The sequence below is a fragment of the Pedococcus sp. P2_D7 genome (genome assembly GCF_056404295.1).
Genome location: NZ_JBFUEH010000003.1, coordinates 229,739 through 249,806, shown reverse-complemented (window position 1 = coordinate 249,806; position 20,068 = coordinate 229,739). Strand labels below are relative to the sequence as shown.

General features: G+C 72.1%; 17 protein-coding genes and 1 riboswitch. Of the genes, 10 read left to right on the top strand and 7 right to left on the bottom strand.

Annotated features, from left to right (window positions below):
• The first annotated feature begins 51 nt into the window (after window positions 1-51).
• On the top strand, window positions 52-753 hold the full coding sequence (locus AC1DWJ_RS08255) for a hypothetical protein (protein ID WP_477620509.1): 702 nt from the start codon (window positions 52-54) through the stop codon (window positions 751-753).
• 74 nt (window positions 754-827) lie between these two features.
• Here AC1DWJ_RS08255 and AC1DWJ_RS08250 read toward each other — a convergent pair whose 3' ends face one another.
• Window positions 828-1,715, bottom strand: a complete 888-nt coding sequence (locus AC1DWJ_RS08250) for an oxygenase MpaB family protein (protein WP_457254856.1) — start codon at window positions 1,713-1,715, stop codon at window positions 828-830.
• Window positions 1,716-1,738: 23 nt separating this feature from the next.
• Window positions 1,739-2,140 carry a hypothetical protein gene (locus AC1DWJ_RS08245; RefSeq protein WP_457254678.1) on the bottom strand — a complete coding sequence of 134 codons (402 nt, stop codon included), beginning with the start codon at window positions 2,138-2,140 and terminating at the stop codon, window positions 1,739-1,741.
• Between the two features lie 57 nt (window positions 2,141-2,197).
• Here AC1DWJ_RS08245 and pdxH point away from each other — a divergent pair, with 57 nt between their 5' ends.
• Window positions 2,198-2,878 (top strand): pyridoxamine 5'-phosphate oxidase, encoded by a 681-nt coding sequence (gene pdxH, locus AC1DWJ_RS08240; RefSeq protein WP_477620508.1) that lies wholly within the window; start codon window positions 2,198-2,200, stop codon window positions 2,876-2,878.
• A gap of 127 nt (window positions 2,879-3,005) precedes the next feature.
• Here pdxH and AC1DWJ_RS08235 read toward each other — a convergent pair whose 3' ends face one another.
• A complete protein-coding gene (locus tag AC1DWJ_RS08235; RefSeq protein ID WP_477620507.1) occupies window positions 3,006-3,509 on the bottom strand; it encodes a phosphate-starvation-inducible PsiE family protein in 504 nt (167 codons plus the stop codon).
• Between the two features lie 260 nt (window positions 3,510-3,769).
• On the opposite strand from AC1DWJ_RS08235, the gene edd reads away from it, so the two are divergent.
• Both edd and eda read left to right on the top strand, forming a co-directional pair.
• On the top strand, window positions 3,770-5,632 hold the full coding sequence (gene edd / locus AC1DWJ_RS08230) for a phosphogluconate dehydratase (RefSeq protein WP_477620506.1): 1,863 nt from the start codon (window positions 3,770-3,772) through the stop codon (window positions 5,630-5,632).
• On the top strand, window positions 5,629-6,309 hold the full coding sequence (gene eda, locus AC1DWJ_RS08225) for a bifunctional 4-hydroxy-2-oxoglutarate aldolase/2-dehydro-3-deoxy-phosphogluconate aldolase (RefSeq protein WP_477620505.1): 681 nt from the start codon (window positions 5,629-5,631) through the stop codon (window positions 6,307-6,309). Before edd ends, eda begins: the two co-directional genes overlap by 4 nt.
• Window positions 6,310-6,703: 394 nt before the next feature.
• Here the strand turns inward: eda and AC1DWJ_RS08220 are convergent, their stop codons facing one another.
• Window positions 6,704-7,348: a malonic semialdehyde reductase gene (locus tag AC1DWJ_RS08220; protein WP_457254673.1), complete on the bottom strand. Its 645-nt coding sequence runs from the start codon at window positions 7,346-7,348 to the stop codon at window positions 6,704-6,706.
• A gap of 299 nt (window positions 7,349-7,647) precedes the next feature.
• Between AC1DWJ_RS08220 and AC1DWJ_RS08215 the strand changes: the two genes are divergently transcribed.
• A complete protein-coding gene (locus AC1DWJ_RS08215) occupies window positions 7,648-11,037 on the top strand; it encodes a GH36-type glycosyl hydrolase domain-containing protein (protein ID WP_477620504.1) in 3,390 nt (1,129 codons plus the stop codon).
• Between the two features lie 104 nt (window positions 11,038-11,141).
• Window positions 11,142-13,523, top strand: coding sequence for a beta-galactosidase (locus AC1DWJ_RS08210; protein WP_477620503.1), 2,382 nt, complete (start codon window positions 11,142-11,144; stop codon window positions 13,521-13,523).
• 54 nt (window positions 13,524-13,577) lie between these two features.
• On the opposite strand, the gene AC1DWJ_RS08205 is transcribed toward AC1DWJ_RS08210, so the two are convergent.
• Both AC1DWJ_RS08205 and AC1DWJ_RS08200 read right to left on the bottom strand, forming a co-directional pair.
• On the bottom strand, window positions 13,578-14,318 hold the full coding sequence (locus tag AC1DWJ_RS08205) for an SDR family NAD(P)-dependent oxidoreductase (RefSeq protein ID WP_457254670.1): 741 nt from the start codon (window positions 14,316-14,318) through the stop codon (window positions 13,578-13,580).
• Window positions 14,315-15,067 carry a hypothetical protein gene (locus AC1DWJ_RS08200; protein ID WP_477620502.1) on the bottom strand — a complete coding sequence of 251 codons (753 nt, stop codon included), beginning with the start codon at window positions 15,065-15,067 and terminating at the stop codon, window positions 14,315-14,317. The genes AC1DWJ_RS08205 and AC1DWJ_RS08200 overlap by 4 nt, the downstream gene beginning before the upstream one ends.
• A 113-nt stretch (window positions 15,068-15,180) precedes the next feature.
• On the opposite strand from AC1DWJ_RS08200, the gene AC1DWJ_RS08195 reads away from it, so the two are divergent.
• From AC1DWJ_RS08195 to AC1DWJ_RS08180, 4 genes are all read left to right on the top strand, one after another.
• Window positions 15,181-16,470 carry an MFS transporter gene (locus AC1DWJ_RS08195; RefSeq protein ID WP_477620501.1) on the top strand — a complete coding sequence of 430 codons (1,290 nt, stop codon included), beginning with the start codon at window positions 15,181-15,183 and terminating at the stop codon, window positions 16,468-16,470.
• Window positions 16,471-16,504: 34 nt separating this feature from the next.
• Window positions 16,505-17,203 (top strand): iron-dependent transcriptional repressor DtxR, encoded by a 699-nt coding sequence (locus tag AC1DWJ_RS08190; protein WP_457254667.1) that lies wholly within the window; start codon window positions 16,505-16,507, stop codon window positions 17,201-17,203.
• 240 nt (window positions 17,204-17,443) lie between these two features.
• A riboswitch (cyclic di-AMP (ydaO/yuaA leader) is annotated at window positions 17,444-17,646 on the top strand.
• A gap of 2 nt (window positions 17,647-17,648) precedes the next feature.
• Window positions 17,649-18,377: a C40 family peptidase gene (locus AC1DWJ_RS08185; protein ID WP_457254666.1), complete on the top strand. Its 729-nt coding sequence runs from the start codon at window positions 17,649-17,651 to the stop codon at window positions 18,375-18,377.
• A gap of 152 nt (window positions 18,378-18,529) precedes the next feature.
• Window positions 18,530-19,372, top strand: coding sequence for a DsbA family oxidoreductase (locus tag AC1DWJ_RS08180; RefSeq protein WP_477620500.1), 843 nt, complete (start codon window positions 18,530-18,532; stop codon window positions 19,370-19,372).
• A gap of 43 nt (window positions 19,373-19,415) precedes the next feature.
• Here the strand turns inward: AC1DWJ_RS08180 and AC1DWJ_RS08175 are convergent, their stop codons facing one another.
• Window positions 19,416-19,952, bottom strand: a complete 537-nt coding sequence (locus tag AC1DWJ_RS08175; protein ID WP_457254664.1) for an O-acetyl-ADP-ribose deacetylase — start codon at window positions 19,950-19,952, stop codon at window positions 19,416-19,418.
• Window positions 19,953-20,068 lie beyond the last annotated feature (116 nt).

The following is a 20,068-nucleotide window of genomic DNA, read 5'->3' as shown; positions in this document are numbered from 1 at the left end:
AACGCCGAGAGACGGCGACGGCCGACCGGCCACCTCACCAAAGGACACGACATGACCAGCACGACGACACGCACTTCGTCCACCACCAGCCAGGCCGACCTCGGCGCGCAGCGCCGGGTGCCCAGCCGGGCCATGGCCATCGCCGGCGGGATCGCCCTCGTCGCCGGACCCCTGCTCTGGGCCGGCGGCATGTTCACCTCGCCGCCGCAGGAGAGCATGGCCGACGCCGACTACATCTCCTCGCTCACGCGGGACACCACCATGACCCAGATCTCGGCGCTCTTCCTGCACTACGGCAACCTCGTCATCGCGCTCGGCATCCTCGCCGGACCGAGCCTGGTGCGTGGAGCACGCGGCATGCGCCTCGCCGTCGTCGGGGCACTCGCCACCGCCATCGGCTTCGCGAACGTCTCCGGGATGGTGCTGAGCGACTGGTGGAACGCCTCCGCCGGCACGCACCTCAGCTCGGAGCAGGCGGTCGAGGTGTTCCGCGGCTTCAAGACCGGGTCGCTGCTGCCCTTCTGGGACGGCACCGAGCCGCTGAGCCTGCTCGGCCCTCTGCTGCTGCTGGCCGGCCTGGCCCGCGCGGGCGTCCTCGGCTGGTGGACCCTTGGCCTCATCGTCACCGGGGTGGCGGGCCTGATGGTGTTCGGGGCGACCAGCCCCCTGGTGGCTGCCGTCTGCGTGCTCGTCGGGTTCTCGCCCTTCGCGCTCGTGGGTCTCCGACTCCTGCAGCGCAGTCGGCTCGCCTGAAACCCGTTGAACCGCAAGGTTTGCCGCGTGGCTGACTCAGCCACGCGGCCTACCTGTGTGGTCTCTCGCGAGGGTCAGACCGAGCTGCCGCGCCGTTCGGCGACCCGACGTCGCTCGTCGGTCGCGTCGGCCATCGCCCACCGCACGGTCGAGGTGGCTACCCCGCCCAGCGGCCGGCCGACCAGCCGTTCCGTCACCGGGAGCCACGGCAGCCGCAGCGGCTGACGCGCCCACCGCGGGAGCATCGCCACGGCGCCCGCTGCCAGCGCGGCATACCCGGGCCTGGCAGCCAGCGGCAGCGGCGGGTGGACGAGCAGGAAGCGCGCCGCCTCGCGCGCCGCGGCGGTCGACTCGAGCTCGGGTCGGTAGCCCTCGATGGTCGCGCGCAGGGCAGCGACGGTGGTGGGTGGGTCGACCACCCCCAGGGCGGCCGCGACGATGCCGCCCTGCTCGACGTAGCGGTCGGCCTCCGCGTCGCTCAGCGGCGTGACGGCGTAGCGCTGGTAGGCCGTCAGGAAGCTGTCGGCCTCGGTCGCGTGCACCCAGGCCAGCAGGTGCGGGTCGGCGGCGGAGTAGGGGCGCCCGTCGGCCGCCTTGCCGCGCACCCGGTCGTGGATCGAGCGGACCCGGGCGATCTGCTCCTGCGCGTGGTCGATGGTGCCGAAGGTCGTGGTGGCCAGGAACTCGCTGGTGCGCTGGAGCCGTCCCCACGGGTCGCCCTGGTAGCCCGAGTGCCCCGCGACCCCCGCCATCGCGAGCGGGTGCAGCGACTGGAGCAGCAGGGCGCGGATGCCGCCCGGGAACATCGCCGCGTCGGCGTGCACCCGCCAGATGGGGTCGTCCGGCGTGAACCAGCGCGGTCCTTCGGCGCCCCAGATGCGCTCGGCCTTGACCTGGGCGTCGGTGCCGGCGACCCGTGACCGCAGGGCCGACGCTAGCTGGCGTCGGGCGCCGTCGGCCATCGGCGCGAGGGGCGCCAGCAGGGTCACTGGGAGCGCCTGGTCCGGCGTCGCGGGAGCTCCTTCAGGCGCGCGGCGGGCGTGGGGAGGTCGGCCGGGCGCACCCGGGTGGACAGGTCGCTGTTCGCGATCAGCTCGGCGATCGGCGTCGTGGAGGTGGGGTGCGCGGCGATGGGGTCGTCGCCGGAGAACACCACCCAGACCGGCTCGCTGTGGTCGGCGCGCGGGTCGAACGTCTTGAGCACCGTCCCCTCGCGCACCGTCGCCGCGTGCTCGATCGCGCGGCGCCGGGCCTTCTGCCGGTCGAGTGCGGTCTGGGCGGCCTTCATCGCCGGTTCCTTGGCCTGCTGCGCCAGCACCACGACGTGGGGGCCGTACTTGATGCCCCACTTCACGAGGTTGCCGACTGCCTTGCCTTTGCTGGGCATGCTGCCTCCCTGACTGGTCCGACCCTCACCCTAATCTCGGACGCCTAGTCTTCGAGCATGAGCGACGTCCTGCGCACCGACTACAGCGGCGAAGGCCTCTCCGAGGCCGAGGTCGCGCCCACCCCGTGGCAGCAGGCCCGGCTCTGGGTCGACGACGCCGTGGCGCGCGCGCAGGTGCAGGCCGACGTGCCCGAGCCCTACGCGCTCTCGGTCGCGACGGTCGACGCCGCCGGGCGACCCAACGTCCGCACCGTGCTGATGCGGTTCTTCGACGACCGCGGCCCGGGCTTCGTGACCGGCACCGAGTCGACCAAGGGCCTGGAGATCGCCGCGACCGGCGGCATCGCGGCGGCGCTGACCTGGCCGGCGATGTTCCGGGCGATCCGCTTCCGTGGGGTGGCGGAGCAGCTGACCCGCGAGGAGGTCGCCGGCTACTTCGGCTCGCGGCCGTGGGCCTCGCGGATCTCCGCGTGGGCCTCGCGCCAGTCCCAGCCCATCGAGGGGAGACAGGGGCTCGAGGACGCCTACGCGAGGTATGCCGCGCAGTTCCCCGACCACGGCGACCCCACCGACGTGCCCGTCCCCGACTTCTGGGGCGGCTACCGGGTGGTCTGCGACGAGGTCGAGTTCTGGGGTGGCCGCCGCAACCGGCTGCACGACCGGCTCGTCTTCAGCCGCGTCGCGCCGGGCTCGCTCGACGACGCCGACGCCTGGACCCTGAGCCGCCGCCAGCCCTGAGCTCTCCCGCCGGCCCGAGTCGCCACCCCCGAGCAGCGACGCCATCTCATGCAAAAGGCGAGTTAGCGCCGCTCGGAGCGGCGCTAACTCGCCTTTTGCATGGATGAGCGACGCCGGAGGAGGGCGGTCAGACTCGGTCGGGCTGGGATCCCTTCTGGACCTCTTCGTCGGCGCCGTGACCGGAGTTGGCGCCCTCACTGGGCTCCCGCTCCTTGCGGCGCAGCAGCCACGACGCCAGGGCCAGCAGGATGATCGTGCCCGACAGCAGCCCCATCAGCCGGAGCGTGTCGGCGAACTCGGGCTTGCCCAGCAGGTCGGGGGCCTTCACCGACAGGACGACGATCTCCTTGATCGAGGCGATGATGCCCACGAGGAGGAACGGCTCGGCCACCAGCTCGCGCCGGTTCAGCGTCGTGCGCACCGCGAACAACAGCTCCACCACGATGAAGACGAGCAGGAGCAGGTCGAGGATGTCGGCCGCCACCTCGACGACGGTGCCGCTGCCCAGGTCGCCGAACGTCAGGGCCGTCTTGCCGATCACGACGGCTGCGACCGCGAACAGGATCACCGCCACCGCGAGGTAGACGACGTTCTCCACCCGCTCGATGGTGTCCTCGATCCAGTCCGTCATGGCGCTCATCCTGTCTGACCTGCGCCGATCCGTCACTCGTGCGCGGCGGCCGGGTCGCGCGTGCCTACCCGTCCGTATCCCGGGACGGTCTGAGACCAGCGGGTGGCCTGCCTCACACTTGTGAACGGAATCACACGCGCGCGTCAGTGTCGCCGTTCGCGCGGTCCCCGTCCCGACCGCCGAATCCGAGGAGCCTCATGGCGCCCGCCGACCACACCGCCGTTCCACCGACCCCTCCGAGACCCACCCTCCACCCCGTCGTGGCTGACGTCACCGCGCGGGTGACCGACCGCAGCCGGGCCAGCCGCACGGCATACCTGCAGCGGATCTCGCGCGCTGCCTCCGAGCTGAGCCTGCGCCCCGCGCGCACCGACCTCGGCTGCTCCAACCTCGCCCACGCGGTCGCCGCGTGCGGCGGCAGCGACCGCACCGTGATGGCCGCCGACACCGGCGTCAGCCTCGGCATCATCACGTCCTACAACGACATGCTCTCGGCCCACGCGCCGTTCGAGCACTACCCCGCAGCCATGAAGCAGACCGCGCGCGAGGTCGGCGCCGTCGCCCGCGTGGCCGGCGGTGTGCCCGCCATGTGCGACGGCATCACCCAAGGCCGGGCCGGCATGGAGCTCAGCCTCTTCAGCCGCGACGTCATCGCGATGTCGGCCGCCATCGCGCTCAGCCACGACGTGTTCGACGGCGTCCTCATGCTCGGCGTCTGCGACAAGATCGTGCCCGGGCTGGTCGCCGGCGCCTTGGCGTTCGGCCACCTGCCGACCGCCCTCGTGCCCGCGGGTCCGATGGCCTCGGGTCGCTCGAACGCCGAGAAGGCCGAGACCCGCAAGGCCTACGCGGCCGGTGAGGTCGGGCGCGACGAGCTGCTCGGGAGCGAGGTCGCGTCCTACCACTCGCCCGGCACGTGCACCTTCTACGGCACCGCCAACTCCAACCAGATGCTCATGGACGTCATGGGCCTGCACCTGCCCGGTGCGGCGTTCATCCACCCCGACGACCCGGTGCGTGACGCCCTGACGGCGGCGACCACCGTGCGGGTCGCCGAGATCGCCGCCTCCGACGCGCCCTACGGCATCGGCCAGGTCGTCGACGAGAAGGCGATCGTCAACGGCGTCGTCGCGCTGCTCGCCACGGGCGGCTCGACCAACCACACGATGCACCTCATCTCGATCGCCGCTGCCGCCGGCATCGACCTCAGGTGGGAGGACTTCGACGACCTGTCGACCGTCGTCCCGTCCGTCGCCCGCATCTACCCCAACGGTCCGGCCGACGTGAACCACTTCCACGCGGCCGGCGGCACGGCCTTCCTCGTGCGCACCCTCATCGACAACCGCCTGGTCCACGAAGACGTCCTGACCCTCGCCGGGCCCGGGCTGCGGCGCTACACCCAGCGTCCGGTGCTGGTCGACGGTCGGCTCGAGTTCGTCGAGGCCCCAACGGAGTCCGGCGACCCCGAGGTGCTGCGGGCGGCTGACGACCCGTTCAGCGTCGACGGTGGCCTGCGGGTCCTCGGCGGCACCCTGGGCCACGCGGTCATCAAGGTGTCGGCCGTGGCGCCCGAGCACCGGGTCGTCGAGGCGCCGGCCCGGGTCTTCACCGACCAGGTCGGCTTCCTCCAGGCGTTCTCGCGGCGCGAGCTCGACCGCGACGTCGTCGTGGTCATCCGCGAGCAGGGACCCTCGGCCAACGGCATGCCCGAGCTGCACGCCCTCACCCCTTCACTCGGCGTGCTCCAGAAGCGCGGGTATGCCGTGGCGCTGGTCACCGACGGCCGCATGAGTGGGGCGTCGGGCGCGATTCCCGCAGCCATCCACGTCACGCCCGAGTCGGTGCACGCCGGGCCGATCTCGAAGCTCCAGGACGGCGACGTCGTGCGGGTCGACTCGCTGACCGGGCGCCTCGACGTGCTGGTCGACGAGGACGAGTTCGCGGCGCGCGTGCCCTCGCCGCGGGTCAGCGAGGAAGGCATCGGCACCGGCCGTGAGCTGTTCGCGGCCATGCGTGGCGCGGTCGGCCGGGCCGACGAGGGGGCCCACGTCTTCGGCAGCCTCGGACGGCTGTGGGAGAAGGCCGACGCCGCACCGTTCCTGACCCAGGAGGAGACCCGATGACCACCACCAGCGTGACGTCCACCGACCCGGTGGCGAGCCGACCCGCCCTGCGCGACGGCGCCGACGTCCTCGCCCTGGCCCCGGTGATCCCTGTCGTCGTGGTCGACACCGTCGAGCAGGCGGTGCCGCTGGCGCGCGCCCTGGTGCGCGGCGGCATACCGGTCATCGAGATCACGCTCCGCAGCGAGGCGGGGCTCGGCGCGATCGAGGCGGTGGCCTCGCAGGTCGAGGGCATGGTCGTCGGTGCGGGCACCGTGGTGACGCCCGCGCAGGTGCAGCAGGTCAAGGACGCGGGCGCGCAGTTCCTGGTCACCCCCGGCTCCCCGCCGCGGCTGCTCGAGGCGGCCCTGGCCAGCGGGCTCCCGCTGCTCGCCGGCGCGGGCACGCTGACCGAGATGCTGACCCTCGCCGAGGCCGGTCTCGAGGCGATGAAGTTCTTCCCGGCCGAGGCCAGTGGTGGCCGCCCCTACCTGTCGGCGGTCTCCGGTCCGTGTCCGCAGCTGCGGTTCTGCCCGACCGGCGGCATCACCCCCGAGACGGCCGCCGCCTGGCTCGCGCTGCCCAATGTCGGCTGTGTCGGTGGCTCCTGGCTGACGCCGAAGGACGCTGTGGCCCAAGGGGACTGGTCACGGATCGAGGCCCTGGCGGCTGAGGCTGCCGCCCTTCGCCTCTCCTGAAGCACGGGTGGCAACGCGTCGCGTGAGGGGCGACGTGTTGCCACCCGGTAGTCACCAGGCCGGCCAGGACCGCGCTCGCGGGGATCGGCCGGTAACAGGTCGCCGGGCATGGAACAGCCCGTGGGCCTCGCCTCGCCACGTTCGAGCGGCTCGGCGTGCGCAGGGGACGACCTGCGCGGCCCACGGGCTGCGGTGAACTGCTTGGGATTGCGCCGGATGGCGGACCTCGAGCAGTCGAGGTGCGCTAGCGCGCAGTCACCTCACGCGTCCAAATTGAAATCACTTCTTGGACCACCTCCCTTCCGTGTAGCTCGACGCTAAGACGGGAAGGTCGCCCTGTGCAACAGCTTTCTCGAAGTGATCGTGGAGAAGCGGGGTCTGGCGACAGCCGCGGTCAGACGGAGGTGACGACCTCGTCGTAGTCGAGGCGGGGCAGGCGGTCCATCCAGGCGCCCTCGGCGGGGCGGCCGATGTTGACCACGGCGATGGTGCGGTGCGCGCCGTCCGGGAAGAACTCGCGGTCCACGCCGTCCGCGTCGAAACCGGTCATCGGGCCGGCAGCGAGGCCCGCCGCGCGGACGCCGAGGATGAAGTAGGCGACCTGGAGGGTGGCGTTGAGCGTGGCGGTACCTTCGCGCATCTCGGCGTTGCCGGCGAAGAGGTCGCGGGCGCCCTCGAAGTGCGGGAACACCTTGCCGAGCTCGTCGTGGAAGTCGGTGTCGGCGGCGAGGACGGCCACCAGGGGAGCGGTGGAGGTCTTGGCCTTGTTGTTGCCACTCATCAGCTCGACGAGCCGACCGCGGGCCTCGGGGGTGCGCACGAGGACGATCCGTAGCGGCTGGTTGTTCATCGACGTCGGGGCCCACTTGACCAGGTCGTAGATGGCGCGCACCTGCTCCTCCGACACCGGCTCGTCGGTGAAGGTGTTGGCGGTGCGGGCGTCACGGAACAGCAGGTCCTGGGCCTCGGGGGAGAGCTCGAGGTGGTCAGCGGCGAACTGGGCCTCGAGCGCGGTCAGGGAGTCGTGGGTCTGGGTCATGAGTGATTGAACAGTCAACTGCATGGTTGCATTCCTCAACCACGAAGGTGCAGGTCAGCCGCCTGACGACCGGCAGACGACCACGGTCTGGGCAGCCGCAGTCCCGACCTCCGGTCCGTCCCACGAGCAGCCGGACGACGGTAACCGTGTCGCAGCCCTCGATCGGCGTGTGGGGCGAGCGCGGTGTGGCATTTGAAAGCACGTTCGTGGACTCCGCTCGTGCTCAGCGATTGAGTTTCATTTATTTACAAGGGATTTCGGCTTGTCCTTCCAGGTGCCGAGACTGCTATACACAAGGGGTGCCTTTCCCGACGAATGCGATGACGCGTGGCCACCATGAGCTCTCCAGTGACTCCGGGCTGCGGGCGGTGTTCACCGGCGACGCCTGTCTGGCCCGCCTCGACGCTGCCGAGACGTCGCTGGTGATGTATCCGGGGAGCGCCCACGAAGCAGGACCAGCCAACCTGTACCTGCGCCGGCTCGACGGTGACACAGCGGCCTGGGTGCCGCTGCTCGGGCCGTCCAGCCGCAGCGTCGTGACATGGTCGGAGCACGGCCCGGTCGCGACGGGCGAGTGGGAGGGCCTGCGGTATGCCGCGCGCTTCCGTCTGGCGGAGGGCGCGCCGGCGTGGTTCTGGCACGTCAGCGTCGAGAACACCCGCGACACCGGGGCGGTCGTGGACGTGGTCCTCACCCACGACCCCGGTCTGGCGCCGTACGACGCGATCCGCACCAACGAGTACTACGTCAGCCAGTACCTCGACCTGACGCCCGTCACCACTGCCCACGGGACCGCCCTCGCAGTGCGGCAGAACATGCCCGGTCAGGCGGTGCCCTGGCTGCTGCTGGGGTCGCTGGCGCAGGGGCAGGGGTGGGCAACCGACACCCTCCAGCTCGTGCGGGGTGCGGCCAGGCCGGGCGTGCCGGAAGCACTGTCCACCGCGGTCCTCCCCTCGCACCGCCTCCAGCACGAGCACGCCCTCGCGGTGCTCCAGGACGCCCCGGTGCAGCTGGCCCCCGGCGCGCGCCACGACACCGGCTTCTACGGGATATTCAGTCCCGACCACCCCGACGCGACGTCGGACGCGGACGCCGCGTGGGCGACCCAGGCCCTCGCCCAGCCCGAGGCTGAGGCCGGGGGTGTCCCGTCGCTGGGCGCCGCCGACGGGGGCCCGCGTGGCGGCGAATCGGGCTCCCTCTTCAGCGCGGCCCCCGCCTTCGTCGTCGACGACCTCGACGCCGACACCCTCGCCGAGCTGACCGGCCACTCCGACCCGCGGCACGTCGAGACGGACGCTGACGGCGGGGTGCTCTCGTGGTTCGGCGGCGACGGCTCCCACGTCGTCACCGCCGCCAAGGAGCGCCGGGTGCTGCGCCCGCACGGACACGTGCTGCGCACCGGTGACGCCCTCGTCCCCGACACGGGCTCGCTGACCTCCACGCTCTGGATGACCGGTGCGTTCCACTCCCAGCTGACCCGTGGACACGTCGGCCGGGACCGGCTGCTGTCGACCCGGCGCGGCTACCTCGGGGTCCAGCGCGCCCACGGCCTGCGCGTCTTCGTCGAGGACCCGACGACGCCCCGGGGCTGGTCGCTCCTCGAGCTGCCGAGCGCCTGGGCGCTGCGCACCGACGGCGCCACCTGGTGGTACGCCCACGACGACCTGGCCCTCGAGGTCAGCTCCACGGCCGTGCCAGGCGCACACGAGCTCGCGCTGTCGGTCGGCTGGCTGTCCGGCACACCGCGCCGCCTGCTCGTGGCGCTCAACGTCGCCCTGTCCGGCGACGACGGCCTCGACCCCGCGGCCTACGACGTCGTCAGGCACGAGGCGGGTGCCGAGGTGGGCGACGGCCTCACCACCCTGCACCTCGGGTGGTCGGCCGGCGCCGTGTCCGTCGCTGCCGACGGCCCCCTCTTCGCGGACGGCGAGGACCGCGGCACGCCGTGGGTGACGCTCGCGGTCGAGCCAGGCGGACGCTTCTCGCTCACCCTCGCCGTCACGTCCGACGTCCCCGACCGCGAGGTGCACCCCACCTCCGACCAGCACCTCGGGACGCAGTGGCCGGCCACGGTCGCCGGTGCGCTGCGACTCACGCCCGGCGCGGCCGATGCGGGGCTGGCTGCCGAGGTGGCGCGCATCGACACCGCCCTGCCGTGGTTCACCCAGAACGCCCTCGTGCACTACCTCTCGCCCCGAGGGCTGGAGCAGTTCTCGGGTGGCGCCTGGGGCACGCGTGACGTCTGCCAGGGGCCAGTCGGGCTCCTCACCGCACTGGGGCGCGACGACGAGCAGCGCGACGTCCTGCTGCGGGTCCTTCGTGCCCAGAACGTCCGGGGCGACTGGCCGCAGGCGTTCGACTTCCTGCCGCCCCTCGCGGAGAGCGTCCAGCACGACGCACACGGTGACGTCCTCTACTGGCCCCTGCTCGCGGTCGGCGACTACCTGCAGGCGACGCGCGACGGCTCGCTGCTGAGCGAGGGCCTGCCCTTCGTCGGCGACGACGGGCTGACCGCCCCTGCTTCGGTGGAGGAGCACCTGCGCCGCGCGCTCGACCGAGTCGCCGAGGTGCGGGTGCCGGGTTCGCCCCTTCCCGCCTACGGCCACGGCGACTGGAACGACTCGCTCCAGCCGGCCGACCCCCACCTCGCCGCCCGGCTGGTGTCCACGTGGACCACCGTGCTGCTGGTGACGGCGCTGCGTTCGCTCGCCGAGGGCCTGGAGTCGTGCGGGTTCGCTCCCGACCTCGTCACGCGCGCTCGTGCCGCGGCCGATGCGGCCCACACCGCGATCACCGAGGACCTCGTCGTCGACGGCGTGCTGCCCGGCTACGTCCTGCTCAACGACGACGGGACCTCCGAGCCGCTGGTGCACCCCCGCGACACCCGCACCGGACTCACCTACGGCGTGCTGCCCTGGATCCACGCGATCTCGGCCGACCTGCTCAGCCCCGAGCAGGCGCGCCACCACCTCGACCTCATCGACGAGCACCTGCTCGGCCCCGACGGTGCGCGGCTGTTCGACCGCCCCGTCACCTACCGGGGCGGACCGATGACCGTCTTCCAGCGCGCCGAGGCGAGCACGTTCTGGGGTCGTGAGATCGGGCTCATGTACATGCACGCGCACCTGCGCTACGCCGAGGCCCTCGCGCGGGTCGGTGATGCCGACCGGCTCTTCGCCGCGCTCTGCCAGGCCAACCCGATCGGCGTCCCCGAGCGCGTGCCGCGCGCCCGGCCGCGCCAGAGCACGACCTACTACTCCTCGTCTGACGGCGTCTTCGACGACCGCCTGGACGCCAGCGAGCGGTACGCCGCGCTGATGGCCGGCGACGTCGACCTCGAAGGGGGGTGGCGGGTCTACTCCTCCGGGCCCGGTCTCTACCTGCGACTCCTGGCGGAGACGCTGCTCGGCGTTCGGTCGCGGGGCGATCGGGTGGACCTCGACCCCGTGCTCGCGCCCGGTCTCGACGGACTGACCGCGCGGATCCCCTTGAGGGACAAGCGACTTCGACTGACCTACCAGGTCGGTGGCATCGGCTCCGGGGTGGTCCGGGTGACCTCGGGTGGTCGCGAGCTCACGACCTCGCCGTTGGCCAACCCCTACCGCGCCGCCGGCGTGAGTGTGGCTCGAGCCGACCTGCTCACAGGAGCGTCGGGCGGCGACATCGAGCTCACGGTGGAGCTCTCCTGAGATGAACGACGACCAGACCGACGCGCAGCTGGCCGCCGGGAGCATCGGCTCCCCGCTGTCCATCACCGTCGCCCCCTGACCGACGTCCCCCCACGGAAAGCGTCATGATCCAGATCCAGGACAACCAGATCCTCATCGACGGCCGACCCCGCGTGGTGATGTCCGGCGAGGTCCACTACTTCAGGGTGGCCCGCGACGAGTGGGAGCAACGCATCCTGCTGCTCAAGGAGACTGGCTGCAACGCGGTGGCCTCCTACATCCCGTGGCTGTGGCACGAGCTGCCCGACGGCACCATCGACGTCACCGGCGCCACGCGGGCCGAGCGCGACGTCGCGGCGTTCATCGACCTCTGCGCGCAGCACGACCTGTGGTTCATCGCCAGGCCCGGCCCGTTCATCATGGCCGAGCTGAAGAACGAGGGACTCCCGTTCCGGCTCTACGCCGAGCACCCGGAGATCGTCCCGTCAGGCTGGGACGGCAAGCCGGCCCCGAGCCGCACGGTCGACTACCTCGCGCCGGCCTACCTGGCGGAATGCGAGCGGTGGTTCGGCGCGATCCTGCCGCTCATCGCCGCCCGCACCCAGCCGCGCGGCGGCAACGTCATCGCGGTCCAGCTCGACAACGAGATCGGGATGCTCGCGTGGGTGACCAACAGCCCCGACCTGACCGACCACCTCGTCGAGGACTTCTGCACGTGGGTGCAGGGGGCGCGGGTCGGTGAGGTGCCGTATCCCCTGACGGCAGAGGCGGTCCGGTCGCCGCAGGAGGCATGGGCTGGCGTGTTGCGCCAGGACCTCGCCGTCTTCATGCGCGACCGGTTCCGTCGCTACGTCGAGGCACTGCGGGCGATGGCCGAGGCGCAGGACGTGGTCGACGTGCCGTTCCTCATCAACATCCACGGCACCGAGGGGGGCAGCGGCGAGCCGTTCCCGATCGGCATCAGCCAGCTGGTCGAGACCTATGCCGGGGTGCCCGGCGTGCTCTCCGGCTCCGACCACTACCTGGGCGACATGACGCTCAACACCACCACGGACCTCTACGTCATCAACGCCTTCATGGCCGCGGTGCACGGTCCCGGACAGCCCACCACCTCGCTGGAGTTCGAAGCGGGCTCGGGCGACTACGGCGGTGGCGTCGACCACCAGTACGACCCCTCCACGGTCGAGCTCAAGACCCGTCGCTCCCTCGCCCAGGGCAACCGGATGGTCAACTACTACCTCTTCGCCGGCGGCATCAACCCGCCGCTCGAGGAGAAGGTCGGCGACGGCAACGACCGGATCAGCTTCACCGGTGAGCGCCACGGCACGGCGGCCCCCGTCGGCCCCGAGGGCCAGAAGGGCATGACGTATGCCGCGACGGCCAGGACCGTGCAGGCCGTGCGGCTGCACGAGCGCTGGCTCTCCCGGATGGCGGAGGACCACGACGAGGTGCAGCTCGGCCTGGTGCTGGACTCCTACGCCACGGAGTACCACCATCCCGACAGCGCGGTGATGACCGAGGTCGTTGCGGACCTGGTGCGGCACCGTGGCGCCGGTCCGCGCCGCGCCCTGGTCCGGTCGATGCTGCTCGGCGGCTACCGCTTCGGCGCGGTCCACCTGCAGCGCGACGAGCCGACCGGAGTCGTCGCCCTCGCGAGCGGCCGTCACCTCTCACCGGAGGTGCAGCAGGGCCTGGTCGACCACGTGACCCGCGGTGGGGGACTGCTCCTGCTGGGGCGCGTCCCCGACCGCGACCTCGAAGGCCGTCCCTGCACCCTCCTCGCCGACGCCCTCGGGGTCTGCGGTGCGGAGATCACCTGGGCCAACCACCACTACTACCCGTCGGCGGTCGCGAGCGGCTGGGCGGCGCCGTGGCCCGAGACCCGGGTGGGGTGGTTCCAGGCCCTGGCGCACCAGCGCGGCGACGCCGTCCTCCACGACGTCGAGGGCGCGGTCATCGGCCTCGACGTCGAGGTGGGCGCCGGACGAGCGGTCCTCATCACGGCCGAGCTCCCGTCGGACGTCCAGCTCTTCGGTCGGGCGCTGCGCCGACTCGGGGCCAGCCCCGGGCTGGAGCTGGCGAGCGACGTCCCCGGGATCTTCGCGACGACGTCGAGTACGGCCGACGGTGAGCGGATGCTGCACCTGACCAACATCACCGGCCACCACAACGGCGTCCGCCTCTCCCTCGACGGCCAGCGGCTCGGCGGTCAGGGTCTCGGCGGTCAGGGTCTCGGGGGTGGCGACCTGCGGGTGCCGCCGCGCACCAGCGCCTTCCTCGCCCTGGGCCTCGACACCCCCGTGGGTCGGGTCGAGTGGGCCAACGCCGAGCTCACCGCCATCGAGGCGGATGCCCTGGCGTTCGGGCCGCCGCTCGGTGACGGGACGACCGTGGTCCTGCGCGGCGCGCCGGACATGCTGGTCGACGGCGCCACGGTCCGCCGGGTGGGCGACCTGCAGACCGTCACCGCACCGGCAGGCGTCCTGGTCCGGGTCGTCCGCGCCTGACCCAAGTCGTGTGCCTCAGACGGGTCCCTGGACTCGCCTCAGGCAGACGCCCCGTCAGGACTCGCGGTGCACCTTGTGCGGAGCGGCCTGGACGCGCGGCTTGATGACCAGCAGGTCGATGTTGACGTGCGCCGGCCGCGAGACCATCCACCCGATCGCGTCGGCGATGTCCTGCGCCACCAACGGCTCGGAGACGCCGGCGTAGACCTTGTCGGCCCGCTCCTGGTCGCCCCCGAACCGGGTCAGCGCGAACTCCTCGGTGCGCACCATCCCGGGTGCGATCTCCTCGACCCGCACCGGCTGGTCGACCAGCTCGAGCCGCAGCGTCTCGGTCAGCGCCGCCACGGCGTGCTTCGCGGCGACGTAGCCCGACCCGCCCTCGTAGGCGACCCGTCCCGCGATCGACCCGACGTTGAGGATCGTGCCGGCGCCCGAGGCGACGAGGGCCGGCAACAGCGCCTGGGTGACCTGGAGCGTGCCGATCACGTTGGACTCGAACATGCCCCGCCAGTCCGCCACGTCGGTGTCAGCAGCGGGCGCGAGCCCCAACGCCCCACCGGCGTTGTTGACGAGCACGTCGAGGCGCTGACCCACCTCGGCGGCGAGTCGCCCCACGTCGTCGGCGGAGGTCACATCGCACACGACCGCCCGGCCACCGATCTCGGCCGCCACGGCCTCGATCCGGTCGACCCGCCTCGCGGCGCAGATCACCTCGAAGCCGTCCGCGGCGAGGCGACGGGCGGTGGCCTCCCCGATGCCGCTGCTGGCTCCGGTCACCACGGCGAGCTTCGTCATGCGCTACCTCCTGCGGGTCGAACTGCACTGGAGTCTCGAAATGCACTGGGGTCAATGGCGATCCACGTCGCCTCCGCCTGGGCGAGCAGGCGGCCGTCGGCGGCATACAGGGCCGTGCCGCTGTGGTACTTGCGGCCCTCGCCGCCGCGCGGCCACGCCAGCACGACGTGTTCCTCGCCGACGGTGGGGAGGCTCGTGACCTGCGCGGTCATCGTGCCGAGCACCATCGGCCGCCCGGCGATGCCGGAGGCCCAGCCGCCGGGGCAGTCCAGCGCGGCCCACACCGTCTCGACGGTGACGTCCGCGGCGGGGACCCACGCGGCGGCATACGCACCGTCGCCATCGGCGAGCCCGCCCGGCTGGAGCCGCAGTCCGTCGCCGGGCTCGCGACGGGTGCCACACGAGAAACAGGTGGGGAAGGGATGGTCGACGAGCCCCTCGTAACCCTCACCGGCCGCGGTGGCCTCGGCAAACGACACCGGCGCGGGTAGGCCGGCCTGCTCCAGGGCGGCAGCGGTCGTGGCCTGCGCGACCGGGTGGTCACCGTCGACGACCTCGAGGGTGCGCCGGCCGTCGGACCAGCCGGGCACGACCTGCAGCTCACGGTCGAGCGGGGGAGGGGTGCGCAGCCGCACGGTGACGGACTCGTCAGGCCCCGCCTCGAGGAGGGCGGCGACGTGGCCGCTGACCCACCCACCGTTGCCCGACTCGGGCGGACCACAGAACCGCGACGGCACGACGAAACCCATGTCCCTGAACCTACTGGGCCACCCCTACGCCGGGTGGCGGGCCGCCGCCCACTCCGTCGCGAGCGTGGACCCGTGCGGCCCCCTGACGGGGGGACGGTCCAGAATGGGCGGTGATGTCACGACCCGCTCCCGACGCCACGCGCTCCGACCCGAACGGTGCGGACTTCAGCCTGCGCCGCATCGCGGTCCCGGCCTACGGGCCGACCATCATCGCGGCCATCGGCAGCGGGGCGGTCGTGCCGATCGTCGCGTTGAGCGCCCTCGACCTCGGGGCGTCGCAGTCGGTCGCCGCCCTCACCGTCGGGCTCGGGCTGATCGCCGAGCTGTTCTTCGCGGTGCCCGCCGGAGCGCTGGTCCACCGGGTGGGGGAGCGACGAGCCCTGCTGTGGGCGAGCGCCGTCGACGCAGTGGGTGCGTTCGTGGCACTCACCGCCCCGTCGCTCCTCGTCCTCATGGCGACCGTGTTCGCGATGGGGTTCACGGCGTCGGTGTTCCTCGTCGCCCGGCAGGCGTACCTCATCGACGCCGTGCCGACCACGATGCGGGCGCGGGCGCTGTCGACGCTCGGCGGCGTGAACCGGATCGGCATGTTCATCGGGCCGTTCATCGGAGCGCCCATCATCCACTTCTGGGGTCCGCGCGCCGGGTTCGCCGTCGCGGTGGCGGCTGGTCTGGGCGCCGCCGCCCTGGTCCAGTTCGGGCCCGACCTCACGGCCGCGCACGAGGCGCAGGCCACGGCGGAGTCGCGCGACCGCGCCCCGGCCAGCACCGCCCGCGTGCTGTGGGACCACCGCAGCACCTACCTCACCCTCGGGCTGGGGATCATGGTCATCGGTGCTGCCCGGTCCGCCCGGCTCGTGCTGCTGCCGCTCTGGGCCAACCACGTCGGGCTCTCCGCGACCACGACGGCGATCATCTTCGGCATCGTCGGCGGGGTCGAGATGCTGCTGTTCTACCCGGCCGGCTCGGTGATGGACCGGTTCGGCCGGATCTGGGTCGCGGTGCCGTGCGTCGTCCTGCTCGGCATCGGCATGCTCTCGCTCCCGCTCACCCACAGCGCGCTCGCGGTGACGGTCGTCGCGCTCGTGGCCGCCGTGGGCAACGGCATGGGGTCGGGCATCGTCATGACCCTGGGTGCGGACAGCGCGCCGGAGTGGGGGCGGTCGCAGTTCCTCGGCGGCTGGCGGTTCGTCTCCGTCGTCGGCGGGAGCGGCTCCCCGGCCCTGATCAGCCTCATCACCGCGCAGGCCGGGCTGGCCGCCGCCTGCGTCTCCCTGGGCGGCCTCGCGCTGGTCGGGACGGGCTGGCTGGCCTACTGGGTGCCGCGCTTCGACCCGGTCCGGCGGGCGGCTCGAGAAGAGGTCGGGGGGCAGCTCGAGAAGAGGTCGACGGGCGATCGGTGACGCGCTGACGGTCGCAGGTGAGAGGCTGGGGCCTGTGACCGACCTGATCGACACCACCGAGATGTACCTCAAGACGATCTTCGAGCTCGAGGAAGAGGGCATCACCCCCCTGCGCGCCCGCATCGCCGAGCGGCTGGGCCACTCCGGCCCGACCGTCTCGCAGACGGTGGCCCGCATGGAGCGCGACGGCCTGCTGAGCCTCGCCGGCGACCGCCACCTCGAGCTGTCCGACCACGGCCGCCTGCTCGCCACGCGGGTCATGCGCAAGCACCGGCTCGCCGAGCGGCTGCTCGTCGACGTGATCGGGCTCGAGTGGGAGTACGTCCACGACGAGGCCTGCCGCTGGGAGCACGTCATGTCCGAGCGGGTCGAGCGCAAGATCCTCGCCATGCTCAAGGACCACCACGACTCGCCCTACGGCAACCCCATCCCCGGGCTCGACGAGCTGGGCGACGAGGAGCCGACCGAGGGCTTCCGCACCGGCCTGCAGACCCTCACCGAGCTGGCCGGGGAGTTGCCCGAGACGGTGCTGGTCCGCCGGATCGGTGAGCCGGTCCAGGTCGACCACGAGGCGCTCAGCCTGCTGACCGTCGCCCGGCTCCTGCCCGGCGAGCGGGTGCGGGTCCACCGCGCCGACGGCCGCGTGGTTGCCGTGCGCGAGGGCGCCCCCGAGTCCACCGGGGTGTCCCTGCCCGACGAGGTCGCCCAGCACGTCTTCGGCGCCCTGGTCTGACCCGGCGTGTCGCGCCCTGTTCGGCGCGTCGCCACTGCCCGCTCATCTGAGCGCCATCGCTGTCTGGCCGCAGGCCTCTGACCTGCGGTTTTGAGCACGGCGGCTGGGGTGTGCCTGACGTCACCTTGGCGTTTCTTGGGTGGGCCGTGACCTCAACGTGACTTTCGCAGGAGCCTTGTGTACGGTGGCTGCGGTTCCCTCGCCCCCTGGGGGGACCGGCTCGATGTGGAAACGCCTAGTCCTGTCACCACGCCCGAGTCATTCAGTACAAACCGCTTGGCAGGAGCGGGGGACCCAACTTTGGGCCTTCTCTTCACGAAAAGGTCCTTGGGGTTAAGTCTCCACGCACGCGCCCGCAAGGTCGGGTGACAACCGTGGAGGCCGGGTGATCTACCTCCATCCGAACCCGACAGCTCACCTCGTAGGCGCTGGAGGTTCATCCATCGTGGCTTCACACAGTTCTGGCCGCCACCGCGCGCCGGGCCGTTTCAACCCCGTCTCCGAGTTGTCCGGCATCGTGGCCAGCGCCGCGCAGCCGGCTGTCAAGACCTCTGCGGTCATCGCCGCTTCCGGTGGTCTTGTCGCCTCGTTCGCCCTTCCCGCCTCGGCCGCCAGCGCCGCTCCGGCCCCGGCCGCCAAGGGCGCCACCACCGCCGCGCCGGTCGCTGTCCAGGCCCCCGAGACCGCGGCTCCCGCGGCCTCCAGCGCCTTTGGCGTCATCGGCTTCAAGGCGACCGCCAAGCCGAAGCCCAAGCCGGTGGTCCGCGTCGTCCCCGACCGCACCGTCCAGGCTGCCAGCCGGTCCACGGCTCGCAAGGACTACACCAGCCTGAAGCCCGCCGCCGGCGGCGTCCTGGCCATCGCGGCCCAGTACGAAGGCCTGATGTACTCCTACGGCGGCACCAGCCCGTCGACCGGCTTCGACTGCTCCGGCTTCACGCAGTACGTCTTCGGCCGGGTCGGCATCAGCCTCCCCCGCACCGCCGACGCCCAGCGCGCCGCCACCACCCGCGTGTCGAACCCGCAGCCGGGAGACCTCGTCTTCTTCGGCAGCCCCGCCTACCACGTGGGCATCTACGCCGGGAACGGCATGATGTGGGACTCCCCGCGCAGCGGCAAGGCCGTCGCCCTCCGCTCGATCTGGTCCTCGAACGTCACCTACGGTCGTCCCTGACCCACGCTGAGCTCGTCGCACCACTGGTTGAGCCACGCACCGCAGGCCCCCTCCGCTTCGGCGGCCCGGGGGCCTGCGGCGTTGTGGGGGTATGCCGCGGGCTCGCCCGGGTGCCCCGTGCCCCATTTGCGCCCTCGTGTGAGGATGGAGCGATGAACGTGGGTCAGACGAACGTGGACGAAGCGACGAACGTGGACGCAGCGACGAACGTGGACGAGGCGACGAACGTGGATGAGGCGCTGAACGTGGACCAAGCGACGAACGTGGATGACGCGATGAACCAAGCAACACGATCAACCAGCGACGCAACACCCTCGACCAATGCAGTGGAGATCGACGTCTGGGCCGACGTGGTCTGCCCGTGGTGCTACCTGGGCAAGCGGCGGCTCGAGCTCGCCATCGCCGAGAGCGCGCACCCGGCCGAGGTAACTGTCACCTACCACGCGTTCGAGCTCGACCCGAAGGCCGCGCACAGCACGGGGGAGACGGTGCTCGCCTGGCTGGCCCAGCGCTACCGCACCGACCTCGACGGCGCCCGCGAGATCGCCGAACGACCGGCGGTGATGGGTCGCCCCGACGGCGTGCACATCGACGTCGACAAGCAGCTGCGCGCGAACTCGTTCGACGCCCACCGGCTCGTCGCACTGGGGCTCGCCCAGGGTGGGCCGGCCCTCCAGGCGGCCGTCCTCGAGCGGCTCTACAGCGCCCACTTCTCCGAGGGCAAGGCCGTCGACGACATCGAGACCCTCCAGCGTCTCGGCGCCGAGGCGGGCCTCGACGGACGTCGCGTCTCGGCGGTCCTGGCCGGCGACGAGTTCGCCGACCACGTGCGCGCCGACGAGGCCGCAGCGATCGACATCGGCATCACCGGCGTGCCCTTCTTCATCGCCAACCGCCGCGTGGCGCTCTCCGGCGCGCACACCCCCGAGGTGATCGGCCAGCTCATCGAGTCGGCCACCAACGGCGACCACGAGTCGATGAGCGCCGGCGCCTGACCCTGAAGTCGCCTGACCGACCCCAAGGGACTCCTCAAAGAACTCAGGAGGAGGGGGCGAGGGCAGCCTCGAAGTCGATCAGGGCCGGCCGGCTGAACAGCACGAAGCGCACCAGCTCGATCCCGCCGGCAGCACCCTCGCCGTCGAGTTCTGACCGGACGGCGTCGACGGCGATCCGGGCCACGTCTGCCGAGTCCCAGCCGTAGACCCCCGCGCTCACCGCCGGGAACGCCACGCTCTTCGCCCCCACGTCCCGCGCGACCTGCAGGCTGCGACGGAAGCACGACGCCAGCAGGGCCGGGTCGGTCTGCCCTCGGTGCTTGTTCGGCCCGACGGTGTGGATCACCCACTGCGCGGGCAGGTCGCCTGCCGACGTCGCCACGGCATCCCCGACGTCGAGTCCGTCGGGGTGGGTGGTGTTCCGGATCCGCCGGCACTCCTCCAGCAGTCGCGGCCCGGCCGCAGCGTGGATCGCCCCGTCCACCCCGCCTCCGCCAAGCAGCTGCGAGTTCGCCGCGTTGACGATGGCGTCGACGGGTTGGGTCGTGATGTCACCCAGGACGGCTTCGATCGTGGCCATCCATCCACCGTAGGACGCGCGCCCAGCCTGGCCCAGCGGCATACCCACGAAGTCGAAGCCGGGGAAGTCGAAGCCGGGGAAGTCGAAGCCAGGGAAGCCGAAGCCAGGGAAGTCGA

Excerpts from the sequence above, each read along its gene's own strand:
- AC1DWJ_RS08255 (WP_477620509.1), top strand. The coding sequence starts at position 52 with ATGACCAGCACGACGACACGCACTTCGTCCACCACCAGCCAGGCCGAC.
- AC1DWJ_RS08250 (WP_457254856.1), bottom strand. The coding sequence starts at position 1,715 with ATGGCCGACGGCGCCCGACGCCAGCTAGCGTCGGCCCTGCGGTCACGG.
- AC1DWJ_RS08245 (WP_457254678.1), bottom strand. The coding sequence starts at position 2,140 with ATGCCCAGCAAAGGCAAGGCAGTCGGCAACCTCGTGAAGTGGGGCATC.
- pdxH (WP_477620508.1), top strand. The coding sequence starts at position 2,198 with ATGAGCGACGTCCTGCGCACCGACTACAGCGGCGAAGGCCTCTCCGAG.
- AC1DWJ_RS08235 (WP_477620507.1), bottom strand. The coding sequence starts at position 3,509 with ATGACGGACTGGATCGAGGACACCATCGAGCGGGTGGAGAACGTCGTC.
- eda (WP_477620505.1), top strand. The coding sequence starts at position 5,629 with ATGACCACCACCAGCGTGACGTCCACCGACCCGGTGGCGAGCCGACCC.
- AC1DWJ_RS08220 (WP_457254673.1), bottom strand. The coding sequence starts at position 7,348 with ATGACCCAGACCCACGACTCCCTGACCGCGCTCGAGGCCCAGTTCGCC.
- AC1DWJ_RS08210 (WP_477620503.1), top strand. The coding sequence starts at position 11,142 with ATGATCCAGATCCAGGACAACCAGATCCTCATCGACGGCCGACCCCGC.
- AC1DWJ_RS08205 (WP_457254670.1), bottom strand. The coding sequence starts at position 14,318 with ATGACGAAGCTCGCCGTGGTGACCGGAGCCAGCAGCGGCATCGGGGAG.
- AC1DWJ_RS08200 (WP_477620502.1), bottom strand. The coding sequence starts at position 15,067 with ATGGGTTTCGTCGTGCCGTCGCGGTTCTGTGGTCCGCCCGAGTCGGGC.
- AC1DWJ_RS08195 (WP_477620501.1), top strand. The coding sequence starts at position 15,181 with ATGTCACGACCCGCTCCCGACGCCACGCGCTCCGACCCGAACGGTGCG.
- AC1DWJ_RS08180 (WP_477620500.1), top strand. The coding sequence starts at position 18,530 with ATGAACGTGGGTCAGACGAACGTGGACGAAGCGACGAACGTGGACGCA.
- AC1DWJ_RS08175 (WP_457254664.1), bottom strand. The coding sequence starts at position 19,952 with ATGGCCACGATCGAAGCCGTCCTGGGTGACATCACGACCCAACCCGTC.